Source organism: Comamonas sp. Tr-654 (genome assembly GCF_011752915.1).
Lineage (GTDB): Bacteria > Pseudomonadota > Gammaproteobacteria > Burkholderiales > Burkholderiaceae_C > Comamonas.
Window position 1 is genome coordinate 180433 of the sequence record NZ_VWWQ01000002.1, and the last position, 22291, is coordinate 202723.

Consider the following 22291-nt stretch of genomic DNA (forward strand, 5'->3'; position numbering starts at 1 on the left):
ACACGCATCATGAATTCCAACTCCCCAAAGTCCCGCCGCACGGCGATTGCGATTGCCGTCATTCTGGCGCTGGGTGCGGCCGCAGCGGCAGCCATTGTCTACGGCACCCGGCCAGCGACCGTGGCCGTGGAAGGCCATGAACATGGCGCTGCAGAAAAAGGCCATTCCCATGAAGAAAAAGAGCATGACCACGACAGCGAAGCCGGGCATGCCGAGCAGAGCCCGGACAAGGGCAAAGCCGCTGCCGAGGCCGACCATGCCGATGAGGAAGAAGGCCTGCTCAAGCTCGATACCGAGCGGGCCAGGGCGGCGGGCGTGAGCCTGGCCGAGGCCGGCCCTGCATTGATTGCCGGCACGCTGCAGCTGCCCGGCGAGATTCGCTTCAACGAGGACAGGACGGCCCATGTGGTGCCCCGTGTGGCGGGCGTGGCCGAGAGCGTGGCAGCCAATCTGGGACAGGTGGTGAAAAAGGGCCAGTTGCTGGCCACCCTGACCAGCCCTGCGGTATCCGAGCAGCGCAGCGAGCTGATGGCGGCGCAAAAGCGCCTGGCGCTGGCACGCACCACCTATCAGCGCGAAAAGCAGCTGTGGCAGGAAAAGATCTCGGCAGAGCAGGACTATCTGCAGGCTCAGCAGGCACTGCGCGAGGCCGAGATCGCGTCCGCCAATGCGCAGCAGAAGCTGGCCGCGATCGGAGCCGGATCGGGCTCTGCCGGCGCTTTGAACCGCTTCGAGCTGCGCGCGCCCTTCGACGGCGTGGTGGTGGAAAAGCACCTTGCCGTGGGCGAAGCCGTGCAGGACAGCACGGCCGTGTTCACCATCTCCGATCTGCGTTCGGTCTGGGCTGAAATGAAGGTCGCGGCCAGCGACCTGCCCTTTGTGCGCGTGGGCGAAAAGGCCACGGTGCACGCGACGGCCTTCGAGTCCAGGGCGACGGGTGTCGTGGCCTATGTGGGGGCGTTGATCGGGCAGGAAACCCGTACGGCACCCGCGCGCATCACTCTGGACAACCCGGACGGCATCTGGCGCCCGGGCCTGTTTGTGAATGTGGACCTGACGGCCTCGGGTCAGCAGGCGGCAGTGGCGGTGGCCAATGCGGCCGTCCAGAAGATCGACGGCGACAAGTCCGTGGTGTTTGTGCCGGTGGAGGGCGGCTTCAAGGCTCAGGCCGTGAAGTTGGGCAAGACCGACGGCCAGAACACCGAAGTGCTGCAGGGCCTGAGCGCAGGCCAGCGCTATGTGAAGGACGGGGCCTTCGTGCTCAAGTCCGAGCTGGGCAAGGCCACGGCCGAGCATGTGCACTGATTAGCCACCCCCTGAGGCGCGGCGCGCCTTCCCGTTGCACGGTGCCCCCAAGGGGGACGACACCCTCGCCTGGGCGGCCCCGCCGCGAGGCGGCTCTTGCTCGGTGTCTCTGGTTTGGATTGCGCCAGTGTGACAGGGCAGATGAAGATATTTGGAGTTTGAATGTTTGAGCGCATCATCCGCTTTGCCATTGCCCAGCGCTGGCTGGTCATGCTGGCCACGCTGGCCCTGGTGGGCCTGGGTATCTACAACTACCAGCGCCTGCCCATCGATGCCGTACCCGACATCACCAATGTGCAGGTGCAGATCAATACCTCGGCGCCCGGCTATTCGCCGCTGGAGACCGAGCAGCGCGTCACCTTCCCCATCGAGACCTTGATGGCCGGCCTGCCGGGGATGGACCAGACGCGCTCGCTCTCGCGCTACGGTCTGTCCCAGGTGACCGTGGTGTTCAAGGACGGCACGGACATCTACTTCGCGCGCCAGCTGGTGAACGAGCGCATGCAGCAGGCTCGCGATGCGTTGCCGGCGGGCGTGGCACCCGCGCTGGGGCCTATTTCCACGGGACTGGGCGAGATCTACCTGTGGACCGTGGAGGCCGATGACGGTGCCACCAAGCCTGACGGATCGCCCTATACGTCCATGGATCTGCGCGAGATCCAGGACTGGGTCATCAAGCCCCAGCTGCGCAATGTGGCGGGCGTGACCGAGATCAACTCCATCGGCGGCTTTGCCAAGGAATACCTGGTGGCACCGCAGCCGCAAAAGCTCGCGGCCTATGGTTTCACGCTGGCCGATATCGTTGCGGCGCTGGAGCGCAACAACGCCAATGTGGGCGCCGGCTATATCGAGCGCCAGGGCGAGCAGTACCTGATCCGCGCACCGGGGCAGGTGGGCGGCATTGCCGATATTCGCGAAGTCATCGTGGGCTCGGCGCAAGGCCAGCCCATCCGCGTGCGCGATCTGGCCGATGTGGGCCTGGGCCGCGAGCTGCGCACTGGTGCGGCCACGGACAACGGCCGCGAAGTGGTGCTGGGGACGGTGTTCATGCTGATTGGCGAGAACAGCCGTGCCGTGGCCCAGGCCGTGCACGAGCGCATGCAGGTGATCAACAAAAGCCTGCCGCCCGGCGTGAAGGCCGTGACGGTCTACGACCGCACCAACCTGGTGGACAAGGCAATTGCCACGGTCAAGAAGAACCTGATCGAAGGCGCGGCGCTGGTGGTGGCGATCCTGTTCCTGTTCCTGGGCAATCTGCGTGCCGCGCTGATCACGGCGCTCATCATTCCGCTTTCCATGCTGTTCACGTTCACGGGCATGGTGCAGATGCGCGTCAGCGCCAATCTGATGAGTCTGGGGGCTCTGGACTTCGGCATCATCATCGACGGCGCGGTGGTGATCGTGGAGAACTGCGTGCGCCGTCTGGCCCATGCCCAGGCGGCAGCAGGCCGGCCGCTGACCCGCAGCGAACGCTTCGAGGAGGTGTTTGCGGCAGCCCGCGAGGCCCGGCGCCCGCTGCTGTTCGGCCAGCTCATCATCATGGTGGTGTATCTGCCCATCTTTGCGCTCACCGGTGTGGAAGGAAAGATGTTCCACCCGATGGCGTTGACGGTGGTGATCGCGCTGCTGGGTGCCATGCTGCTGTCCATCACCTTCATTCCAGCTGCGATTGCGCTGTTCATGGGCGACAAGGTGGCCGAGAAGGAAAACCGCCTCATGGGCTGGGCGCGCCGTGCCTATGCACCGGTGCTGGACAAGGTCATGCATGCGCCGGCCGTGGTGCTGACGGCGGCAGCTGTCATCGTCGCGCTGAGCCTGTTGCTGGCCACACGCATGGGCAGCGAATTCGCGCCCAATCTCAACGAAGGCGACTTTGCGATCCAGGCGCTGCGCATACCGGGCACCAGCCTCACGCAGTCGGTGCAGATGCAGATGCAGCTCGAGAGCGAGCTCAAGAAGCGGTTCCCCGAGATCGAGCGCGTGTTTGCGCGTACCGGAACAGCCGAGATCGCGTCGGACCCGATGCCGCCCAATATCTCGGACGGCTACATCATGCTCAAGCCGCGCGAGCAATGGCCCGATCCGGCGCGCTCGCGCGACGATCTGCTGAGCGCCGTGCAGGAGGCCGTGGAAGGGATTCCAGGCAGCAACTACGAGTTCTCGCAGCCGATCCAGCTGCGCTTCAACGAGCTGATCTCGGGCGTGCGCAGCGACGTGGCCGTCAAGATCTTCGGCGATGACATGGCGCAGCTGGAGAAGTCCGCGCAGGCCGTGGCCGCCATGCTGCAGAAGATCCCCGGTGCCTCCGAGGTCAAGGTCGAGCAGACCACGGGCCTGCCCATGCTCACCGTGCAGATCGATCGCGAGAAAGCCTCGCGCTACGGCCTGAACATGGGCGATGTGCAAGACGCCATCAGCACGGCTTTTGGCGGACGCGAGGCCGGCACGGTATTCGAGGGCGACAGACGTTTCGCCATCCGGGTGCGCCTGCCCGAGGCCATGCGCAGCGATGTGGACGGCATAGGCCGCCTGCCGATCGCGCTGCCGCGCGGCGGCGACGGGCGTCTGGGCTTTGTGCCCTTGTCATCCGTGGCGACGGTGGAGCTGGCGCCGGGGCCCAACCAGGTCAGTCGCGAGGACGGCAAGCGCCGCATCGTGGTCAGCGCCAATGTGCGCGGCCGCGATATCGGCTCCTTCGTGGCCCAGGCCCAGCAGGAGCTCGAAGGCATTGCGCTGCCGGCCGGCTACTGGACGCGCTGGGGCGGAACCTTCGAGAACCTGGAGTCCGCACGCAAGCGCCTGATGATCGTGGTGCCCGTGGCGCTGGCGCTGGTGTTCACGCTGCTGTTTGCGATGTTCGGCAACGTGCGCGACGGTCTCATCGTCTTCACCGGCATTCCGTTTGCCCTGACGGGCGGTATTGCAGCGTTGTGGCTGCGCGGTATTCCGCTGTTCATTTCGGCGGCCATCGGCTTTATCGCGCTATGCGGTGTGGCCGTGCTCAACGGCCTGGTCATGATCTCCTATATCCGCAGCTTGCGTGAGCAGGGCATGGGTCTGGAGCAGGCCGTGACCGAAGGGGCACTCACGCGCCTGCGTCCCGTGCTGATGACGGCCCTGGTGGCATCGCTGGGCTTTGTGCCCATGGCGATTGCCACGGGCACCGGGGCCGAGGTGCAGCGCCCGCTGGCCACGGTGGTGATTGGCGGCATTCTCTCGTCCACGGTGCTGACCTTGCTGGTGCTGCCGTTGCTGTATCGGCTGGGATACGGAAAGCGGCAATAGCCGCGCAAGCGCCAGCGTTCTGACTGGCGTTGCGATGTTTTTTTCAGAGGGCCGACGCGGGTGCGTCGGCCCTTTTTGCATGGCGCTTCGCGCTGAAGAGGGCTCGCGAACTCCGGGCGCTGGCGCGATGCGAGGAAACGGACTGAAACACGGACGTCATCGGGATGACATGAGCTTTTCCTAGATTCTTGCCGGTCGAAACCTGTCGACATCAAAGCGAAAGACTCCATGCAAAACAAGCGTTTGATCAAGGCGCTGGCGCTCGCCTTTCTGACGGCCGCCACGCTGGCCGCCTGTGGTGGCAGCGATGACAGCCCGCCTGCTCCCACGACCCCGACCAATCCCACGAACCCCACGAACCCCACCGAGCCGGCCAAGCCGGAGATGCGCTGTGCTCCCTGAGCGCGGTGACAGACAAGGCTTCACCATGATTTCGCGACGCAATCTTTTGCAGGCCGGCAAGAACGCCGCCTTTTCCGCTGCCGCACTGGCCGCCTTTCCTCCCAGCATCCGCCGTGCGCTGGCCATTCCGGCCAACAATGTCACGGGCACGGTCATGGACGTGCAGCATGTGGTGATCCTGATGCAGGAAAACCGCTCCTTCGATCAGTACTTCGGCACACTCAAGGGGGTGCGCGGCTTTGGCGACCGCATGACCATTCCCGTTCCCAACGGCCGCAAGGTCTGGCAGCAGGAGCGATCCAACGGCACGGTGATCACGCCCTATCACCTGGACGGCACGGCCAACAATGCGCAGCGCGTTTCCGGCACCCCCCATTCCTGGCTGGACAGTCAGCAGGCCTGGGACAACGGCCGCATGTCGCGCTGGCCCGTGGCCAAGACGGACACCTCCATGGGCTATTTCAAGGAGCAGGAGCTGCCCTATCAGTTCGCGCTGGCCAATGCCTTCACGATCTGCGATGCCTACCACTGCGCCATGCATACCGGCACCGACGCCAACCGTTCATTCCACATGACGGGTACCAACGGTGCCATGCCCCAGAACGTGGCTTTCGTGAATAACGAGTGGGATGCCATCAATGGCGTGTCCAGCGATGCCACGACCGGCTATACATGGAAGACCTATGCGGAGCGGCTGCAGGAAGCCGGAGTGAGCTGGATCAGCTACCAGAACATGCCTGACGAGTGGGGCGACAACATGCTGGGCGCGTTCCAGAGCTTTCGGCGCGCCAATCTGGCTTCGGGCTTTCCTGTCTCCAGCGGCGGCGCGCCCAATGCGCCGTATACCAGCACCGGCCAGGCCTTGCCCTACCATGCCTATGATGCGGCCAGCGACGACGCGGCCAACCCGCTGTACAAAGGCGTGGCCAACACCTTGCCCGGCAACAAGCCAGAGGAATACCTGGACGCCTTCAAGCGCGATATCCGCGAAGGCAAGCTGCCCCAGGTGTCCTGGGTCAACGCACCGTCCATCTATTGCGAGCACCCCGGCCCATCCAGCCCGGTGCAGGGCGCCTGGTTTCTGCAGGAGGTGCTGGACGCGCTGACGGCCAATCCCGAGGTCTGGAGCAAGACCGTGCTGCTGGTCAACTTCGATGAGAACGATGGCTACTTCGACCATATGCCTTCGCCCTCGGCACCATCGCAGAACGCCGACAAGACCTACGCAGGCAAGACCACGCTGCCGGAGGCTGACCTGCAGGCCGAATACTTCACGCATGGCGCACCAGCCGGCAGCAGTAGCCAGCCCGCCCCCGATGGTCGTGTCTATGGCCCCGGGCCGCGCGTTCCGCTGTATGTGATCTCGCCCTGGAGCCGTGGCGGCTGGGTCAATTCGCAGGTGTTCGACCATACCTCGGTACTGCGCTTTCTAGAGGCCCGCTTTGGCGTGAAGGAGCCCAATATCAGCCCGTACCGCCGGGCGGTTTGCGGCGACCTTCTGAGCAGCTTCAACTTCAAGACGCCGAACAACGAGACCCTGCCCGTGCTGGCCGGTCGCTCCACCCGCGATGTCGCCGACAAGCTGCGTGCCGACCAGCAAAAGCTGCCCGCCGTGCCCGTGCCGCGCGATATGCAGCTGCCTTTGCAGGCAGGCGGTACACGTCCCTCGCGGGCCTTGCCCTACGAACTGCATACCAGTGCGCGCTGCCAGAGCAACGGCCCGGTGGAGCTGGTGTTTGCCAACACCGGCACGCAGGCCGCCGTCTTCCATGTCTATGACCGCTACAAGCTGGACCGCACGCCGCGCCGCTACATGGTGGAAGCGGGCAAGACGCTGTCCGATACCTGGGATGCCGTGCGCGACAACTTCGGCAAGTACGACCTCTGGGTGCTGGGCCCCAACGGATTCCATCGCCACTTCAAGGGCGACCTGAATCGCCTGGGCAGTGTGCAGGCTGCCCCCGAGGTGCGGGTCTGCTACGACATCGCCAACGGCAATGTCTATGTGGATCTGATGAACAAGGGCGCGCAGGCTGCGGTGTTCACCATCACGCCCATGGCCTACCGCAGCGACGGCCCGTGGACGGTGGAAGTTGGCGCCGCCGCCAGTGCCGAGAGGCACTGGGAGCTGAAGGCCAGCGGCCAGTGGTATGACTTCACCGTGACCTGCGATAGCGATCCGGCGTACTACCGGCGCTTTGCGGGCCGTGTGGAAACCGGTCAGCACACGGTCAGCGACCCAGCCATGGGAGAGGCGTAACTGCCATCCGGTCTGGCATGCTCCATTGGCCCTAATATGGCTGTCTTGTATGACGATGGATGCCTGCCATGACTTTTCCCGTGCTGCACGACCTGGTTGAAGATCTGCGCCATGCCCGGCCCGCACTGTGGGCCGGGCGCAGCGGTGCAGAACACTCCTCGCAGGTCATAGACGCGGCCCAGGTTCAGCAGGCCGTAGAGCGCTTCGAGCGCTTTGCGCCTTTGCTGGCGCGGCTCTTCCCCGAGCTGGAGGGGACTGGCGGGCGCATTGAATCGACGCTGCAACCCGTGCCGCAGATGCAGCAGGCCTTGCAGCTGCCCGAGCAGATGGGCCGACTCTGGCTCAAGGCCGATCACAGCCTGCCGGTGGCCGGCTCCATCAAGGCGCGCGGTGGCGTGCACGAGGTGCTGGAGTACGCAGAGCAGATTGCTTTGCAGCACGGCCTGCTGGCCGATGGCGACTATCTGCAACTGGCCTCCGATGCCGCGCGTGCGGTGTTTGCCAGTTACCAGGTGGCGGTAGGCTCCACGGGCAATCTGGGCCTGTCGATCGGCGTCATGGCCTCGGCCCTGGGCTTCAAGGCAGTGGTCCATATGTCAGCCGATGCCAAGGAGTGGAAAAAGCAGCGTCTGCGCGCGCGTGGCGTGCAGGTGGTGGAGCATGCCGGCGACTATGCCCAGGCCGTGGCTGCGGGCCGCGCGCTGGCCGACCGGGACCCTCACTGTCACTTTGTGGATGACGAGCATTCGCTCTCGCTGCTGCTGGGCTACGCGGCGGCGGCTCCATACCTGGTCGAGCAGCTTGCACAGCACCGGCTTGCCGTGGACGAGACGCATCCCTTGTTTGTCTACCTTCCCTGCGGCGTGGGAGGCGCGCCCGGCGGCGTGGCACTGGGTCTGCAGCAGGCGTTCGGACCGCATGTGCATTGCTTTTTTGCCGAACCCGTGCAGTCGCCCTGCTTCATGGTGGAGATGCTGGCCGGTGCTGCAGCCCTGCCGGGTCTGGGCGCCCATCCGTCGGTCTATGCGCTGGGCCTGAACAACCGGACCGAGGCCGACGGTCTGGCCGTGCCGTGTGCGTCGGAGCTGGCTGCCGACGTGGTGCGTGGCTTTCTCGGCGGCGTCTTCACGGTGGCGGACGAGACCCTGTTTCGCCATCTGTACCTGTTGCAGGACAGCGAGGGGCTGCAGATCGAGCCATCGGCCGCAGCGGGCTTTAGCGGTCCGCGCGCCCTGCTGGAAAGTGCTGCGGGTCAGGACTATCTGCAGCGCCAGAAGCTGCAGGCGCATATGGCGAACGCCACACATATTGTCTGGACCACGGGCGGCCTGTTCGTTCCAGGCGATGAGTACGCCCGGTTTCTGGCGCGCGGGCGCGATCTGACGAGCTGAGCGCCTGCCTGGGTTACTTGGGCCTTGGCGCCATGCCTGCTTCACTCATCAGCACCAGCAAGCTGCGATTGAAGTCCTCCACCACCAGCAGCCGGCCCGCATGGTCGATGCCCATGCCCGTGGGACGGCCGCCGGGGCGCAGACCGGGCTTGGCATCCCAGTTGCTCAGCCACTGAATGGGCTGGCCCGAGGGGCGGCCCTTGCTGTCGCGTGCAAATCCCACGAGGCGCTGGCCCTCGGCCCGCTGTCCGTGCCAGGCCACCAGCAATTGCCCGCCAAAGGCACTGCCAATCGGTGTCGCCAGCATTTGCAGCGGAGCCACATGGGCGGGCCAGAGCATATGCGGTGCCTCGGTCTTGCTGCAGTCGAAGCGCTTTTCATAGCCTTGCGCGTTCTGGCGTGCGCCTATGCAATAAGGCCAGCCATAGTCGGCACCGGCGCGCAGCAGGTTGAGCTCCTCGGGCGGCTGCTTGGGATCGCGGTAGTCGATATTGTTCTCGCCCTGCCAGATCGTGCCCGCCGCCGGGCCATCAGGCAACACGGCCAGCGCCATGGAATTGCGCAGGCCGCTGGCAAAGGGCTTGAATTCCTTGACGCTCTGCGGGCCAGGTTGCAGCACCATGCGCCAGACGGCAGCGCGCGGCATGGCCGCGCTGCGCTCGGGGCAGGGCATGGGTTGTTTCTGGTCTTCACCGCGGCAGGCGTCGGTGGCCGAGCCCATGTTCACGTAGAGGCTGCCGTCCGGCGCAAACGCCAGTTCCTTGAGCAAATGGGCGCCGTCGGCCGGCAAGCCGCTGGCCAGCATCTCGGGCTGAGGTGCCTGGCCGAGTGCGGGCACCGCAGCGCGCCATATCTTGTCGGCCTCGCCGATATAGACCTTGCCGTCCGGCCCGCGCACCATGCCCGAAGGGTAGTTGAGCTTGCTCATCAGAACCCGGGCTTCCACCGCCTTGGCCGTGGTGTTGGCATTGGCGGCAGTGGCCGCGTCAGGAGGCAACCGAAGCTCGATCAGCTGGCCCACATGGGGCATCCAGTTGCCCATGTCCAGCACCCAGATGCGGCCAGGCGCAATCTCCAGCACGCGGCGCGGAAAGCGCAAGCCGTGGGCCTCGTCGGCAATCAGCCCCACGCAGGTGCCGGCGGGGCTGGTGATGGACAGACGCGGATAGATGCCGCATTTGCCGGTGGAGGTGTAGCCACGCGCCTGTGCGGGCTGGGACGCAGCCAGCGTCAGCAGTACCGGGGCCAGCAGCAGGACCAGCGTCTTACCGATGGAAGAGATCATCGAACGGCTCCACAAATGCATTCAGCAGCCGTGATCTTGCCATGGCCGGACCTCAGAATCGCGACAGGTCGGGATGGGCGATCTGGCCGCCGCGCACCAGCATCTTGCCGTACTCTGCGCAGCGGTTGAGCGTGGGAATCACCTTGCCGGGGTTGAGCAGGGACTGCGGATCAAACGCCGCCTTGAGCGCAAACATCTGGGCGTTCTCGGCTGTGGTGAACTGGGTGCACATGCTGTTGAGCTTTTCCACTCCGACACCATGCTCGCCCGTCACCGTGCCGCCCATGGCCACGCTGGTTTCCAGGATGTCGGCGCCGAACAGCTCGCAGCGGTGCAGCTCGTCGGGGTTGTTGGCATCGAACAGGATCAAGGGGTGCAGATTGCCGTCGCCAGCGTGGAACACATTGGCGCAGCGCAGCTGGTACTTCTTCTCCATCTCCTGAATCGCGAGCAGGATGTCGGCAAGGCGCTTGCGTGGAATGGTGGAGTCCATGCACATGTAGTCGGGGCTGATGCGACCGCTGGCGGGAAAGGCATTCTTGCGCCCGCTCCAGAAGCGCAGGCGCTCTTCCTCGCTCTCGCTCACGGTGATGGCCGTGGCTCCGGCGTGGCGCAGCACTTCGCTCATGCGGGCGATCTCTTCTTCCACCTCCTCGGGCGTGCCGTCGCTCTCGCACAGCAAGATGGCTTCCGCGGTGAGGTCATAGCCGGCACGCACAAAGTCTTCCACGGCGGCCGTCATGGGCTTGTCCATCATTTCCAGCCCGGCCGGAATGATGCCGGCTGCGATCACCGCGGCCACTGCGTCGCCGGCTTTGCGTACATCGTCGAAGCTGGCCATGATGCAGCGCGCCAGCTGGGGCTTGGGAACGAGTTTGACCGTGACCTCGGTCACCACGGCCAGCATGCCTTCGCTGCCTATCATGACGGCCAGCAAGTCCAGACCTGGGGTATCGAGTGCATCCGAGCCGAATTCGACGGGCTCGCCTTCGATGCTGAAGCCCTTGACCTTGAGCACGTTGTGCACCGTCAGTCCGTATTTGAGGCAGTGCACGCCGCCCGAGTTCTCGGCCACATTGCCACCGATGGTGCAGGCGATCTGGCTGCTGGGGTCGGGCGCATAGTACAGACCGTAGGGTGCAGCGGCTTCGCTGATGGCAAGGTTGCGCACGCCGCATTGAACCAGGGCCGTGCGGCTGTAGGCATCGACGCCGAGGATTTTGTTGAACTTGGCCAGCGACAGCGTCACGCCCATGGGGTGGGGCATGGCGCCGCCTGAAAGCCCGGTGCCCGCGCCGCGCGCAATGACGGGGGCCGCTATGGCATGGCAGGCCTTGAGTACGGCCTGCACCTGTGCATAAGTCTCGGGCAGGCAGACCAGCAGCGGGCGCTGGCGGTAGGCCGTCAGCCCGTCGCATTCATAGGGTGTGGTGTCTTCGCTCTGATAGAGCAGGGCATGCGCCGGCACATGGGGGCGCAGTGCCGCCAGCACCTCTGCCTGGCGCCTGGCCCGCTCGGACGGCTCGGGCAGGTGATGCGCTGCGTTGGCCGCCGTGCTGGAGGTGGCGACGAGATCGGTGAATGTGCTGGCGGACGTCATGCCTGCAAATGTAGGGGATGCGCCCGCGCCTTGGTGTGAGCTTTATTGCAAAGCTGCTTGAAATGCTTTGCGATGACGGTCATGAAGGCTTTTGAAATGAGAGCATCAACCGCTTTGTGGATAAGCGATTGAGTCGATTTATTCTCTGAAATGACCGCCTGCGTCGATCATGGTCAACCCGACATAGCTGGAGCCGCTGCGTGGCGGCGTGAAGCGCAGGTGCATGGCGCCATAACGAATCTCCCCCATGGCGTCGAGTGCGGCAGTCAGGCTCGCACGCTGATTGGAGGGCGTGGCCTTGCGCAGCGCATCGAGCAGGGTGCGGGTGTTGAGAAAGACTTCCAGCCCCAGGTACGAGGCTGGCGGCATGCCCGGCTGGCTGACGAGTTGCTGGTAGTCCTTGATGGCCGGGATCGCGCCCTTCCAGGGGCTGGGCACCAGGGTGGTGAAGGCGATGCCGCGCGTAGACGACCCCAGCCCCTGCACCACGGCGCGATTGGCCTGGGCGGCCAGGTTGTAGAACGGTGCGGTGACATGGGCCTGCCTGGCCATGGTGATCAGGCCTATGGTGGCCGGAGCGCCTGCCAGCACGATGACGCCCTGGAGATCGGACTGGGCGGCCAGCTGCCTGGCCAGCTCCGGGCTATTGGCGCCCGATGCCTCCACGGCCAGCGTGATGGCGGGTTTGAGGTCCCTGGCTGCAAAGGCGGCCAGGGCAATCTGCAGACTGTCTTTGCCGAAGCCGTCGTTCTGATGAACGATGGCGACTCGTCGCAGGCCTAAGGTCTGCATTTGCTGCAACATGGCCGCAATTTCGGCCTGGGTGCTGGCGCGCAGCGGGTAGACGAATCGGCTTGGCTGCTGGCGCATGCTGCCGGCTCCGGCAATCACGCCCACAAGGGCGGTCTGGCCCTGCTGTATCTCGGGCTGCATGGCGGAGCAGCTGGCCGTTCCCCAGCAGTTGAGCAGGGCCACGGCCCCTTCCTGGATCAGCTGGCGTGCATTGCCGGCGGCGCGCTGCGGCTCGTAGCCATCGTCCAGCACCCTGAGTGTCAGAGGCTTGCCCCCCAGCCCGCCCAGCTTGTTGAACGCCTCCACCTGGGCCTGCATGATGCTCAGCCCTTCCTTGCCGGCCTCGGCCTGCGCACCGGACAGCGGCAGGCTGGCACCTATGGTGACGGGGCCGTCCTGCGCATGCAGGGGCAGGGCGGCAATGCCGGCGGCCAGAAGCCAGGCGCAGCGCATTGGGGTTGGCATAGGTCTCCTCCTCGTTGTTGTGAGCCCATGGTGGGAGGGGGAGCGGACCGGCGATAGAGGGCAACTGCGGCAATGTCTGCGCGCAGCGACGTTACACAGTTTTGACTCGCGTGCGGGATGCAGGCTTGACCTGCATCAGCCCCTGGCCTTGCGTCGTCAGCTGCTTTCCAGCACCCACAGCCGCTTGCTGGCGCGGGTCATGGCGACATAGAGCAGATTGCGCTGCGGGTCGTTCGCATCTGAGGAGAAATGCCTGGCATGGACGAAGGGCACGGCCACATATTCGTATTCATGGCCTTTGCTGCGCTCCACCGTGAGCAGTTGCAGGCTGGGTTTTTCCTGGCGCTGATGCTGCGCAATGCTCGACTGGACCATGAGGCTGAGACGGCCCAGGAATTCATCGACGGAAAGCCCGGCACAGATCCGCGACAGCGCTTGCAGGCTGGCCAGGCATTGGCGCAGCTCGTCCTGGCTGATGGGCGCCTGGGCAAAGAACTGCTGCAGCAGCGGATGCCGGCACAGCTGTCCAGCATCGGCGCACTGCTCGGCGGGCAGTGCCAGCAAGTGGGCGGCGGCAGAGTCCGGTGCGATCTGGACGGCAAGGAAACGGCGCATGGCGCTTTGCCGCCCCATCAGTTCGGCAGCGATGCGCAGGGTGTCGGACTCCGGCGGGGCTTCGCCCAATGCGCTCATGTCGAACAGGCCGTTGGCCAGCAGATCCCGGTCGGGTGGGCTGGCATGGCGCACATAGCGCATCAGGCCTTCGGCGGCGCTGTTCAGAATGCCTTGCGAGAGCCGGGCAGCACCGCTGCAGCCAGGCATGGCCCACAGCATGGCCAGCACCAGGGCGATTTCTCGGCGCTGGTAGAAACGCTGCATGCCTTTGCAGGCATAGTGCACGCCTTCGTGGGCGAACAGCCACTCAAGCCGTATCGAATCTTCGGGCGAGCGCAGGATGACGCGCAGCACGGCGGGCGGGTCCTGCGGTCTGCGGGGCAGACGGCCCACGGCGGCATGGATGTCCAGCAACTGCCGGGCGCAGCCCTCATCATCGCCACGGCGATGTTCGAACCAGGCCGAGGCGTTGCGGTAATGGGCCTCGAACTCCACGCCGAAGAGCCGGTTCAGTTCCTGGCAGATGACGGGGCCGAAGCGATAGGTTGTGTTGAGCGTGGCCTGGCCGGTGCCTGCGGGCAGCTCCTGCAGTATGCGCTGGGCGCTGTCGCCAAAGATGGAGGAAGCGCCCGGCAGAATGTGCTGGTTGAAGTCGCCGACACCGATGAAGCGGCCGTTGCCGCGTGCCAGATGGCGCAGCACCAGCAGCGCGGCCTCGTCCAGGTCCTGCAGTTCGTCGAACAGCACCGCTTCGAAGCGGCCCTGCAGCAGCGCAAAGTCGGCATCGAAGTCCAGTGCGGCCAGCTGGCAGGCCAGCGCGTAGGTGCAGTCGCCGGGCGCATAGAACAGCGGCTCCTGGGTGGGGCCCGCGCGCAGCCGCTCATAGCTGCGCAGCAGCCGGTACAGGCCGTAGTCCAGAGCGTTGTCGCGGCAATATGCCAGCGCTCCGAGGCCGCTGGCGTCGATGTCGAGTTCCAGCATGCGCTGCTTGGCCTGGGCCTCGAAGGCAAGGAAGGCGCTGATGTCCAGCGGGCGTGCGAAATAGTCGGACATCTCGGGGACGTCAAGCTCGGCATGCCGTTCGGCCTCTTGCGACAACGCCTGATGCGCCTGCTGGATGAGCAGGTTCTTCTCAAGGGCAGAGGAGAGCATGAGCACGGGGTCGCCCTGCTCTTCGAGCACCCGGGCGCAAAACTGCTCCAGAGTGAGCAGGTGCAGGCCCTCGAGGCGTTCGGCGGTGAGCCGGTCCAGGCGCGCCTGAATGGCCTTGATACCGGCCTCGGAGTAGGCCAGCATCAGCAGGTTGCGCGCGTCCTGGGTGCGGATCAGGTCGACGGCCTTGATGGCCAGCGTGGTCGTCTTGCCTGTGCCGGCCAGGGCGCGGATGAGCAGCGAGGACACTTCGCTGTTGAGTGCCTGGTTCTGGTCAAGGCCGGGGTACAGCCTGGGCTGCAGGTTCATGCCGTGGGTGCTCCATCTTCGTTATCCATCGCGCGGCCCGTGCAACGGGCTGCGCCGCAGCGAAGCCGACAGGGTACCGCTCAGCCCATGGCCTTGCGCAGCCACTCTGCGAAGGCTGCGCATTCCCAGCGATCCATGATGCCGGTCTTCCAGCACAGATAGTGTGCGTGGGGGCTGGGAGCATCGACATCGAACAGGCGCACCAGTGTGCCGTTTTCCAGCCAGGGGGCACCGAGCTTGTGGCGTACCAGGGCAACCCCCATGCTGGCCGATGCGGCGTCGCACATCAGGCCGATGTCGTTGAACTGGGAGCCTTCGTTGGGTTCGGCCATGTCGAGGCCAGTCGCGGCGAACCAGGTGCGCCAGGGCTCCAGCGGGCTGCGCAGCAGCGGCATGCCTTCCAGGTCGTCCGGGCGCTCGAACGGTCCGTGCTCGCGGATGAAGCTGGGCGAGGCCAGCGGTGTGACGGTATCGCGGGCCAGCTCGATATGCTCCACGTCGGCATAGTGGCCGGCGCCGAAGCGCACCATCAGGTCGGCGTCCTCACCGATCACATCCAGCAGCGGAATCGAAACCTGCAGCGCGATGTCGATTTCGGGATAGGCCTCGGTGAACTGGCGCAGGCGCGGAATCAGGATCACGCGCGCAAACGTGGGAGTGACGGCCAGTTTCAGGCGTCTGCGTCCGGGCGAGGCCGATGCTCCGGGAAAGCGCTGCAAGGCGCCCAGGCCTTCGCGAACATGGGCCAGATAGGAGCTGCCGTCCGTGGTCAGCGAGAAATCCGTGCGGCCGAACAGCCGCGCGCCCAGAATCTGCTCCAGCTGCTTGACCCGGTGGCTGACGGCGCTGGGCGTGACGCACAGCTCCTCCGCCGTCAAGGTGACCGAACGCAGCCGCGCCAGCGCCTCGAAAGTGAGCAGGCACTGTATTGGCGGAATCCGCCTGGCCGTAATGCTGTTCAAGGAGCCGGGGCTGCGGGTCATATGGTCAATCCCAAGCCCAGGGATTTAGCGGAACACCACGGTCTTGTGACCGTTGAGAATGACGCGTCGTTCGCTATGCCATTTCACGGCACGGGCCAGCACCTGGCTCTCGGTGTCGCGGCCGCGGGCCGTCAGGTCTTCCACGGTGTCGGTGTGGTCGGCGCGTGCCACGTCCTGTTCGATGATCGGGCCTTCGTCGAGGTCGGCCGTCACATAGTGGGCGGTGGCACCGATCAGCTTCACGCCGCGATCATGCGCCTGGTAGTAAGGCTTGGCACCCTTGAAGCTGGGCAGGAAGCTGTGGTGGATATTGATGGCGCGACCGGCCAGCTTTTTGCACAGATCGTTGGACAGCACCTGCATGTAGCGGGCCAGCACCACCAGCTCGGCACCTTCTTCCTCGATGATCTCGTACTGGCGCTCTTCGGCCTGGGCCTTGGTCGCGGCAGTCACGGGAATGTGGTGGAAGGGAATGTTGTAGCTGGCCGCCAGTTGATAGAACTCGCGGTGGTTGCTGATGATGGCCTTGATCTCGATGGGCAGCAGACCCGACTTCCAGCGGAACAGCAGATCGTTGAGGCAGTGGCCTTCCTTGCTGACCATGATGACGGTCTTGATGCGCTCGGCCTTGGAGTGCAAACTCCACTGCATTTGATATTGATCAGCTAATTCGGCAACGGATGCCTTCAGCGAGGCGGCGTCTTTGCCATCACAGGCAAACTGCACGCGCATGAAGAACAGGCCGGTTACCGGGTCGTTGTACTGCGCTGCTTCTTCAATATTGCCGCCTTGCTCAAGCAAGAATCCGGAAACGGCATGCACCAGGCCCAGTCGGTCTGGGCAGGATAAAGTCAAAATATAGGCTTGGGTCATAGCTGGGCAATTGTCGCAGCAAGGCGAGGACCCTGCGGACAAAGGAAATTCATGAAAAGCGAGGAGGGGCATTCTGCGCTCACACCCGGGGTGATTGTCGCCCTCTATCTGTGTGCTGGGATGCTGTGGTTGGGGGCCCAGGCAGGTGTGCTCAACTATTTTGATGTATCGCTGAATCGACAGTCGCTGCGTTGGCAGATTGGCCTGTTCATTGTTTGGCTGCTGGCGACCGCGCTGGTCGCACTCTGGTTCATGCAACGCAAGACGCGTGCCGACCAGCGTGGCCGGGAGACTGCACAGGAGCTGGAGCTGGTGGTGCGCCACGCACCGGCTGGCATGGCTCGCGTGCATGTGGGCGGGGCCGAGATTGTCTGGGCCAATGCCAAACTGGCCGGTTGGCTGGGCCGCAGCGTGGAATCGCTGCGCGGCCAGGATTTTCGGGTGCTGGTGCCGGTCCACGACCGGGACGAGGTGGTTCTGCAGCTGCAGCGCCTGCTCGACGGCAGCACCGACTACTTTCAGGTGCTGCGCCAGTGCGTGCATGTCGAAACCGGCAAGGTCACGCCCGTGCTGTGCACCACCAGCCGCGTGGCGGCGTCGGGGGTGGGAGGGCCGGTAGCCCTGGTCTGCGTGCTGCAGGACCTGAGCGAGATGGTGAGCGCGCGCAATGCCATGATGCGCAGCGAGACCATGCTGCGTCTGGCGCTGGAAGGCAGCGGCAATGGTGTGTGGGAATGGGATGCGCTGGAGCAGCGGCTCAACTTCTCCACGGGCATGAGCGCCCTGCTGCGCTACCAGGGTCAGGATCTGGCCCGCGAATTCGATTTCCATCAGCGCCTGCATCCCGAAGATGCGGCAACGACGCGCGCCCAGGCCGAGCAGGCGCTAGAGCAGGGCAGCATGCTGGTGCTGACGGCGCGTCTGCTGTGCTTCGACGGTCTGTACCGCTGGTTCCGCGCACGCGGTCAGGCATACAGGGACGCGAGCGGACGTCTGATACGTATCTCGGGCCTGCTCTCCGATCAGACCGCGAGTCGCGAAGCCGATGAGCGCAGCCGCCTGGCTTCCACCGTGGTGGACAACACCATCGAGGGTGTGGTGGTGACTGATGCAAACAGCCGCATTCTCTCGGTCAACCATGCTTTCACGCGGCTGCTGGGCTTCTCCGAGGCCGAAATGCTGGGCAAGACGCCGCGCATGTTCAAGTCTGGCCGGCATGACAAGGCCTTCTACGATGCCATGTGGGCCAGCATGCATGCCACCGGCCACTGGCAGGGGGAAATCTGGAACAGGCGCAAGAACGGAGAGGTCTTTCCCGAGCGCATGTCGCTGAGCGCGGTCAAGGACGCGAACGACAAGGTTACGCATTACGTCTGCATGTTCACCGACATCTCGGCCGAGAAGGCACGCGAGCAGCAACTGGAGTTCCTGGCCCATCGCGACACCTTGACCGGTCTGCCGAACCGCGCGCAGTTCACGCGCATGCTGGGCGAGACGGTGGCGCTGAGCCAGAGCAACAAGCTCCGCATGGCCGTTCTGCTGTTCAATATCGACCGCTTCAAGGACGTGAACGACAGCTATGGCCACTCCATCGGCGACGAGGTGCTCAGGCATGTGGCAGTGCAGATGCAGGGCGCTTTGCGCCACGGCGACATCATTGGCCGCCTGGCGGGCGATGAAATCTGCGTGGTGGCCCAATCCATATGCGGCCGTGACAGCGCGGTGGACGTAGCCGAGCGCCTGATGGCCGCTGCCGGCCAGCCCTGGACCACGCCGGACGGGCTGTCCGTGGTGGTGAGTGTCAGTGCTGGCATCTGTCTGTACCCCGAGCATGCGCTGACGGCCGGTGATCTGCTGCAGGGTGCCCATGCGGCGGTGTATGGGGCCAAGGCCAGGGGCTCCAATGCCTGGTGCTTCTTCCATGAAAACATGACCCAGGCCGCCCGCGAGCGCCTGGCCATGGAGGCGCGTCTGCGCCGCGCGCTGGACCTCGGTCATATGCGTTTGCACTACCAGCCGCAGATCGATCTGGCGACTGGACGGCTGATGGGGGCGGAAGCCCTGGTGCGCTGGCAGGACCCCGTGGACGGCCTTATCTCTCCTGCCCGCTTCATTCCCGTGGCTGAAAGCTCGGGCGTCATCGGTCCGCTGGGCCTGTGGGTGCTGGGCGAGGCCTGTCGTCAGGGCCAGCAATGGCGTGCCGCAGGCCTGCCCGATCTGACGATTGCGGTCAATGTCTCGCTGCATCAGTTTTTGCTGACCGATATTGCCGGTGCCACGGCCGATGCGCTCAACAAGTCGGGTTTTCCGGCCAGCCTGCTGGAGCTGGAAATCACCGAAAGCGCACTGGCCGAAAAGCCCGAGGAAGCACTGGCCGTGCTCAACCGCCTGCGCGAGCTGGGCCTTCGCCTGGCCATTGATGACTTTGGCACCGGCTATTCGTCGCTGGCGCACCTCAAGCGCTTCCCGCTCGATCTGCTCAAGATCGATCAGGGCTTTATCCGCGACATTCCGCACAGCGCGGACGATATGACCATCAGCAGCTCGGTCATTGCCCTGGGCCATGCCATGGGCCTGAAGGTTCTGGCCGAAGGCGTGGAAACCCAGGAGCAGCTGAACTTCCTGCAGCAAAAAGGCTGTGACTACTTTCAGGGCTATTTCTGCAGCCGGCCCTTGCCGGCCGAGGACTTCACGCGCCTGCTGGAAAAGACCCGCGAGGGTCAGCAGCTGGTGGCTGTCGAGACTGCGGACTGAGGACCAACGGCCCGACAGCAGCCTGTCAGGGCTTGGGCGCGGGCCTGTTTTTCCACTGATCGCGCAGTTGCTGGCATTGATCCTCGGAGGCATTGCCTTCCAGCGTCAGCTGCTTGTCTGCTTTCATCGAGAGAGCAGTCTGCGCTTTGTCTGACTGGGCTATCGCCACTTTTTGCTTGAATTCGGCAGGCAGCCAGGTCGGCACGCCGATATCGCTGCGCACATGGCCACGGCCCGCCACCAGCAGCACGCTTTTGCCAGGCTGGCCCAGTTCGCGCACCGCTGTTTTCGTCACCCTGGCCATGGCTTCGTCGCGGGCCAGCTGAATGCGGGCCATGGGCGCGAACTGCGATTCGGGCAGCAGGCCGCAGTGGCCATCCTTGATGGCGTCGAGTTGCAGCTGCCAGCCTGTGGCCGGCAGGTGTGCGTCGTAGCGGGACTCGCCCATGGCCTGCTTCATCCGGGTGCGCGGCAGATTGCCGCCGAGCACGGGCACGCCGGCTTTCACGGCAGCCATCACCACCGGACCATAGTCCTGCCAGGGCCAGCCGCCCGGGCCGCCGCCCTGGGCCCATTGCAGCGCGGCCTTCACCTCCTCGTCGCTGGCCGATGCCAGCAGACTCCGGGTGCTCCCGCCCTCGGGTGCCATCTCGACCACCAGGGCCGCCAGCCTGCCTTGCGCTGCCAGGTGGCGCACGGTAGCGGCTTCCCACTGGTGATGGGCGATCTGGTCATGCTGCTCGCCGAGCAGGATGACCGGTGTTCCGGCCCACTGGCCCAGTGTCTGCTGCCATTCGGCATCGCTGGTTCGCTGAGCGCTTTGATGGGCGCAGCCGCCCAGCAGCAGGGCGCCGGCAAGAGCCGTCAGGGCCAAAGGATTGAGACGCTGGCGCGGCTGCGCCGCAGAAATGAAAGTCCACATATGAGCTGATTGCATTCGTCTAAGACGGGGCATGGCTTCGTAGCTGTAGATTTCGTACCGGCTTTGCCCACCGAGTTTTGCCGCGATACTGCGGGGCATTGCCCCTGTCGCGCGTCCATTGTCGTGCCTTGCCGGATTCCCGTGCACATGTCCGTATTGCTTCCCCCCGCGTTTCTGGCCCGTGTGGCCGCCACTCTGCTGCTGGCCTGGCTGGCTGCCCAGCTCTGTCTGATGCTGCATACGCCGCTGCCGTGGATGCTGGGGCCGCTGATTTCCATCTCCCTGCTATCGATTGGTGGAGCGCCCACCCAAAGCTGGGCCAGGCTGCGCGATCTGGGGCAGTGGACGATAGGCGGTGCGCTGGGCCTGTATTTCACGCCTGCAGTGACCGAGCTGGTGGCCGGCCTGTGGTGGGCGATTGCGCTGGCCATTGCCTGGGCCTTGCTGCTGGGTTGGGGCTTCGGGCGCTGGCTGTATCGCGTGCAGGCAGCCTCCATGCTGGGGCAACGGGGCATGGACGAAGAGCGCTTGCGCGCCACGACCTATTTCTCGGGCGCGATAGGCGCCGCTTCGGAGATGACGCTGCTGGCAGAGCGCGAGCATGCACGTACCGATCTGGTGGCAGCGGCGCACAGCCTGCGGCTGGTGATAGTCACGGTGAGCATTCCTTTTGCCCTGCAATGGGCGGGGCTGCAGGGAGACCCCAGCCTGACGCTGCCCAGCGTGCGCAATGTGCAATGGCCGGGCTTTGCCTGGCTGGCGCTGGCCACTGGCACGGGGGCACTGCTGATGCTCAAGCTCAGGCGCGCCAACCCCTGGTTTCTCGGTGCACTGGCCGTATCCATGGGCTTGACCATGGCTGGCCTGGAGCTGTCCGCCGTGCCGCAGTGGCTGATGAATGCCGCCCAGTTGGTGATCGGCGTCAGCCTGGGGGTGCGCTTTCGCCGTGAATTCCTGCACACGGCTCCGCGCTGGCTGGGCATGGTGGCGCTCGGGACCGTGGGGCTGATGGCTGTTTGCGCGGGCTTCGCCTGGCTGCTGCACGGTGCCACAGGCCTGCCCTGGGTCACCTTGCTGCTGGGCACATCGCCGGGCGGCATTACCGAGATGGCCATCACCGCCAAGGTGCTGCAACTGGGCGTGCCCGTGGTCACGGCCTTCCAGGTCTGCCGGCTGATTGCCGTGCTGTTGCTGGTGGCGCCGCTGTACCGGTGGTTGAGCAGTGCGCCGCAGAAGGCGCAGCCATAGCCCGCAGCATGCCAAAGCACTGGAAGCTCTGCCTGATCATCGGCGTCTGCGTGGGCCTGCTGCTGGCCGGGCTTTTGATGTGGATGGCCTGGGACCACAACCCCCAATGCGAGATTCACTGCGCAGGGCAGGGCATTGACTGGGGTTACTGGCTGATGCTGGGCGCGGCAGGGTGGCTGCTGGGTTTTGTCGGCTGCATGCTGCCTGCCAGCGTGTTGATGCTGTTGTGCAGAAAGTCGTAGCAGCTCACGATTCCCTAATAGGTGCTGCAGCGTTATTCAGGCATCAAAAAAGCCACTCTTTCGAGTGGCTTTTTGCAAGGTGTTCAGTGAATGATGACCGGCTGCTGGGCCAGGCCCGTGTAGGTGTCGAGAATTTCTTCCACCTCCTCCTCGGTGGGGGCGTCCTGCTGCCAGGCGAGGATCTGTTTCTGGAACATTTCGGCCCAGGAGCCGTCCAGATACACTTCCTTGCCCGAGCGCTTGTCCACGATCTCGAAGCCGTGGCGCGGCAGTTGATGGGCTTGCTGGATCTCGGCCTTGGCTGTGCCTGCCGGAACGTCTGCCTCCATATCGGGACGCAGATGGAGCACCGCAAAGGATTCAGAGTCGTAAAGCATTTGCATGGTGTTCCTCCTTTCACTTCCGTTA

At 64.8% G+C, this 22291-nt stretch carries 16 protein-coding genes; 8 read left to right on the top strand and 8 right to left on the bottom strand.

What is annotated here, in order from left to right; translation table 11 throughout:
* The first annotated feature begins 9 nt into the window (after positions 1-9).
* The 5 genes from F3J24_RS06535 to F3J24_RS06555 all read left to right on the top strand — a co-directional run bounded on the left by F3J24_RS06535 (position 10) and on the right by F3J24_RS06555 (position 8643).
* Entirely contained in the window at positions 10-1305 is a 1296-nt protein-coding gene (locus tag F3J24_RS06535; RefSeq protein ID WP_167003787.1) for an efflux RND transporter periplasmic adaptor subunit, read from the top strand.
* A 162-nt stretch (positions 1306-1467) separates the two neighbouring features.
* Positions 1468-4590: an efflux RND transporter permease subunit gene (locus F3J24_RS06540; RefSeq protein WP_167003789.1), complete on the top strand. Its 3123-nt coding sequence runs from the start codon at positions 1468-1470 to the stop codon at positions 4588-4590.
* Between the two features lie 228 nt (positions 4591-4818).
* The gene (locus F3J24_RS06545) at positions 4819-4992 is read left to right on the top strand and encodes a hypothetical protein (RefSeq protein WP_167003791.1); all 174 of its coding nucleotides are present in this window, start codon (positions 4819-4821) and stop codon (positions 4990-4992) included.
* 25 nt (positions 4993-5017) lie between these two features.
* Positions 5018-7252: a phosphocholine-specific phospholipase C gene (locus tag F3J24_RS06550; protein WP_205244647.1), complete on the top strand. Its 2235-nt coding sequence runs from the start codon at positions 5018-5020 to the stop codon at positions 7250-7252.
* A gap of 59 nt (positions 7253-7311) precedes the next feature.
* Complete coding sequence (locus F3J24_RS06555; RefSeq protein ID WP_167003795.1) at positions 7312-8643, top strand: D-serine ammonia-lyase; 1332 nt, start codon at positions 7312-7314, stop codon at positions 8641-8643.
* A gap of 13 nt (positions 8644-8656) precedes the next feature.
* Here F3J24_RS06555 and F3J24_RS06560 read toward each other — a convergent pair whose 3' ends face one another.
* The 6 genes from F3J24_RS06560 to purU form a co-directional block, all read right to left on the bottom strand.
* Complete coding sequence (locus F3J24_RS06560; protein ID WP_167003797.1) at positions 8657-9928, bottom strand: sorbosone dehydrogenase family protein; 1272 nt, start codon at positions 9926-9928, stop codon at positions 8657-8659.
* Between the two features lie 52 nt (positions 9929-9980).
* Entirely contained in the window at positions 9981-11528 is a 1548-nt protein-coding gene (locus tag F3J24_RS06565; RefSeq protein WP_167003799.1) for an FAD-linked oxidase C-terminal domain-containing protein, read from the bottom strand.
* Between the two features lie 138 nt (positions 11529-11666).
* A complete protein-coding gene (locus F3J24_RS06570; RefSeq protein WP_167003801.1) occupies positions 11667-12785 on the bottom strand; it encodes an ABC transporter substrate-binding protein in 1119 nt (372 codons plus the stop codon).
* Positions 12786-12941: 156 nt separating this feature from the next.
* Entirely contained in the window at positions 12942-14861 is a 1920-nt protein-coding gene (locus F3J24_RS06575) for a UvrD-helicase domain-containing protein (protein ID WP_167003803.1), read from the bottom strand.
* Between the two features lie 80 nt (positions 14862-14941).
* Positions 14942-15844, bottom strand: a complete 903-nt coding sequence (locus F3J24_RS06580; RefSeq protein ID WP_167003805.1) for a LysR substrate-binding domain-containing protein — start codon at positions 15842-15844, stop codon at positions 14942-14944.
* Positions 15845-15868: 24 nt separating this feature from the next.
* Positions 15869-16717 (bottom strand): formyltetrahydrofolate deformylase, encoded by an 849-nt coding sequence (gene purU / locus F3J24_RS06585; protein WP_149354610.1) that lies wholly within the window; start codon positions 16715-16717, stop codon positions 15869-15871.
* A gap of 51 nt (positions 16718-16768) precedes the next feature.
* On the opposite strand from purU, the gene F3J24_RS06590 reads away from it, so the two are divergent.
* Entirely contained in the window at positions 16769-19471 is a 2703-nt protein-coding gene (locus F3J24_RS06590) for a GGDEF and EAL domain-containing protein (protein WP_167003807.1), read from the top strand.
* Positions 19472-19496: 25 nt separating this feature from the next.
* On the opposite strand, the gene F3J24_RS06595 is transcribed toward F3J24_RS06590, so the two are convergent.
* Positions 19497-20393 (bottom strand): ChaN family lipoprotein, encoded by an 897-nt coding sequence (locus F3J24_RS06595; RefSeq protein ID WP_167003809.1) that lies wholly within the window; start codon positions 20391-20393, stop codon positions 19497-19499.
* 147 nt (positions 20394-20540) lie between these two features.
* Between F3J24_RS06595 and F3J24_RS06600 the strand changes: the two genes are divergently transcribed.
* Together F3J24_RS06600 and F3J24_RS06605 are read left to right on the top strand one after the other, a co-directional pair.
* Positions 20541-21641, top strand: a complete 1101-nt coding sequence (locus F3J24_RS06600) for an AbrB family transcriptional regulator (RefSeq protein WP_167003811.1) — start codon at positions 20541-20543, stop codon at positions 21639-21641.
* A gap of 8 nt (positions 21642-21649) precedes the next feature.
* Positions 21650-21883 (top strand): hypothetical protein, encoded by a 234-nt coding sequence (locus F3J24_RS06605; RefSeq protein ID WP_167003812.1) that lies wholly within the window; start codon positions 21650-21652, stop codon positions 21881-21883.
* Between the two features lie 83 nt (positions 21884-21966).
* On the opposite strand, the gene F3J24_RS06610 is transcribed toward F3J24_RS06605, so the two are convergent.
* Positions 21967-22266, bottom strand: coding sequence for a DUF3567 domain-containing protein (locus F3J24_RS06610; protein WP_003050692.1), 300 nt, complete (start codon positions 22264-22266; stop codon positions 21967-21969).
* Positions 22267-22291: the final 25 nt, after the last annotated feature.

Excerpts from the sequence above, each read along its gene's own strand:
- F3J24_RS06535 (WP_167003787.1), top strand. The coding sequence starts at position 10 with ATGAATTCCAACTCCCCAAAGTCCCGCCGCACGGCGATTGCGATTGCC.
- F3J24_RS06540 (WP_167003789.1), top strand. The coding sequence starts at position 1,468 with ATGTTTGAGCGCATCATCCGCTTTGCCATTGCCCAGCGCTGGCTGGTC.
- F3J24_RS06545 (WP_167003791.1), top strand. The coding sequence starts at position 4,819 with ATGCAAAACAAGCGTTTGATCAAGGCGCTGGCGCTCGCCTTTCTGACG.
- F3J24_RS06550 (WP_205244647.1), top strand. The coding sequence starts at position 5,018 with ATGATTTCGCGACGCAATCTTTTGCAGGCCGGCAAGAACGCCGCCTTT.
- F3J24_RS06555 (WP_167003795.1), top strand. The coding sequence starts at position 7,312 with ATGCCTGCCATGACTTTTCCCGTGCTGCACGACCTGGTTGAAGATCTG.
- F3J24_RS06560 (WP_167003797.1), bottom strand. The coding sequence starts at position 9,928 with ATGATCTCTTCCATCGGTAAGACGCTGGTCCTGCTGCTGGCCCCGGTA.
- F3J24_RS06565 (WP_167003799.1), bottom strand. The coding sequence starts at position 11,528 with ATGACGTCCGCCAGCACATTCACCGATCTCGTCGCCACCTCCAGCACG.
- F3J24_RS06570 (WP_167003801.1), bottom strand. The coding sequence starts at position 12,785 with ATGCCAACCCCAATGCGCTGCGCCTGGCTTCTGGCCGCCGGCATTGCC.
- F3J24_RS06575 (WP_167003803.1), bottom strand. The coding sequence starts at position 14,861 with ATGAACCTGCAGCCCAGGCTGTACCCCGGCCTTGACCAGAACCAGGCA.
- F3J24_RS06580 (WP_167003805.1), bottom strand. The coding sequence starts at position 15,844 with ATGACCCGCAGCCCCGGCTCCTTGAACAGCATTACGGCCAGGCGGATT.
- purU (WP_149354610.1), bottom strand. The coding sequence starts at position 16,717 with ATGACCCAAGCCTATATTTTGACTTTATCCTGCCCAGACCGACTGGGC.
- F3J24_RS06590 (WP_167003807.1), top strand. The coding sequence starts at position 16,769 with ATGAAAAGCGAGGAGGGGCATTCTGCGCTCACACCCGGGGTGATTGTC.
- F3J24_RS06595 (WP_167003809.1), bottom strand. The coding sequence starts at position 20,393 with ATGTGGACTTTCATTTCTGCGGCGCAGCCGCGCCAGCGTCTCAATCCT.
- F3J24_RS06600 (WP_167003811.1), top strand. The coding sequence starts at position 20,541 with ATGTCCGTATTGCTTCCCCCCGCGTTTCTGGCCCGTGTGGCCGCCACT.
- F3J24_RS06605 (WP_167003812.1), top strand. The coding sequence starts at position 21,650 with ATGCCAAAGCACTGGAAGCTCTGCCTGATCATCGGCGTCTGCGTGGGC.
- F3J24_RS06610 (WP_003050692.1), bottom strand. The coding sequence starts at position 22,266 with ATGCAAATGCTTTACGACTCTGAATCCTTTGCGGTGCTCCATCTGCGT.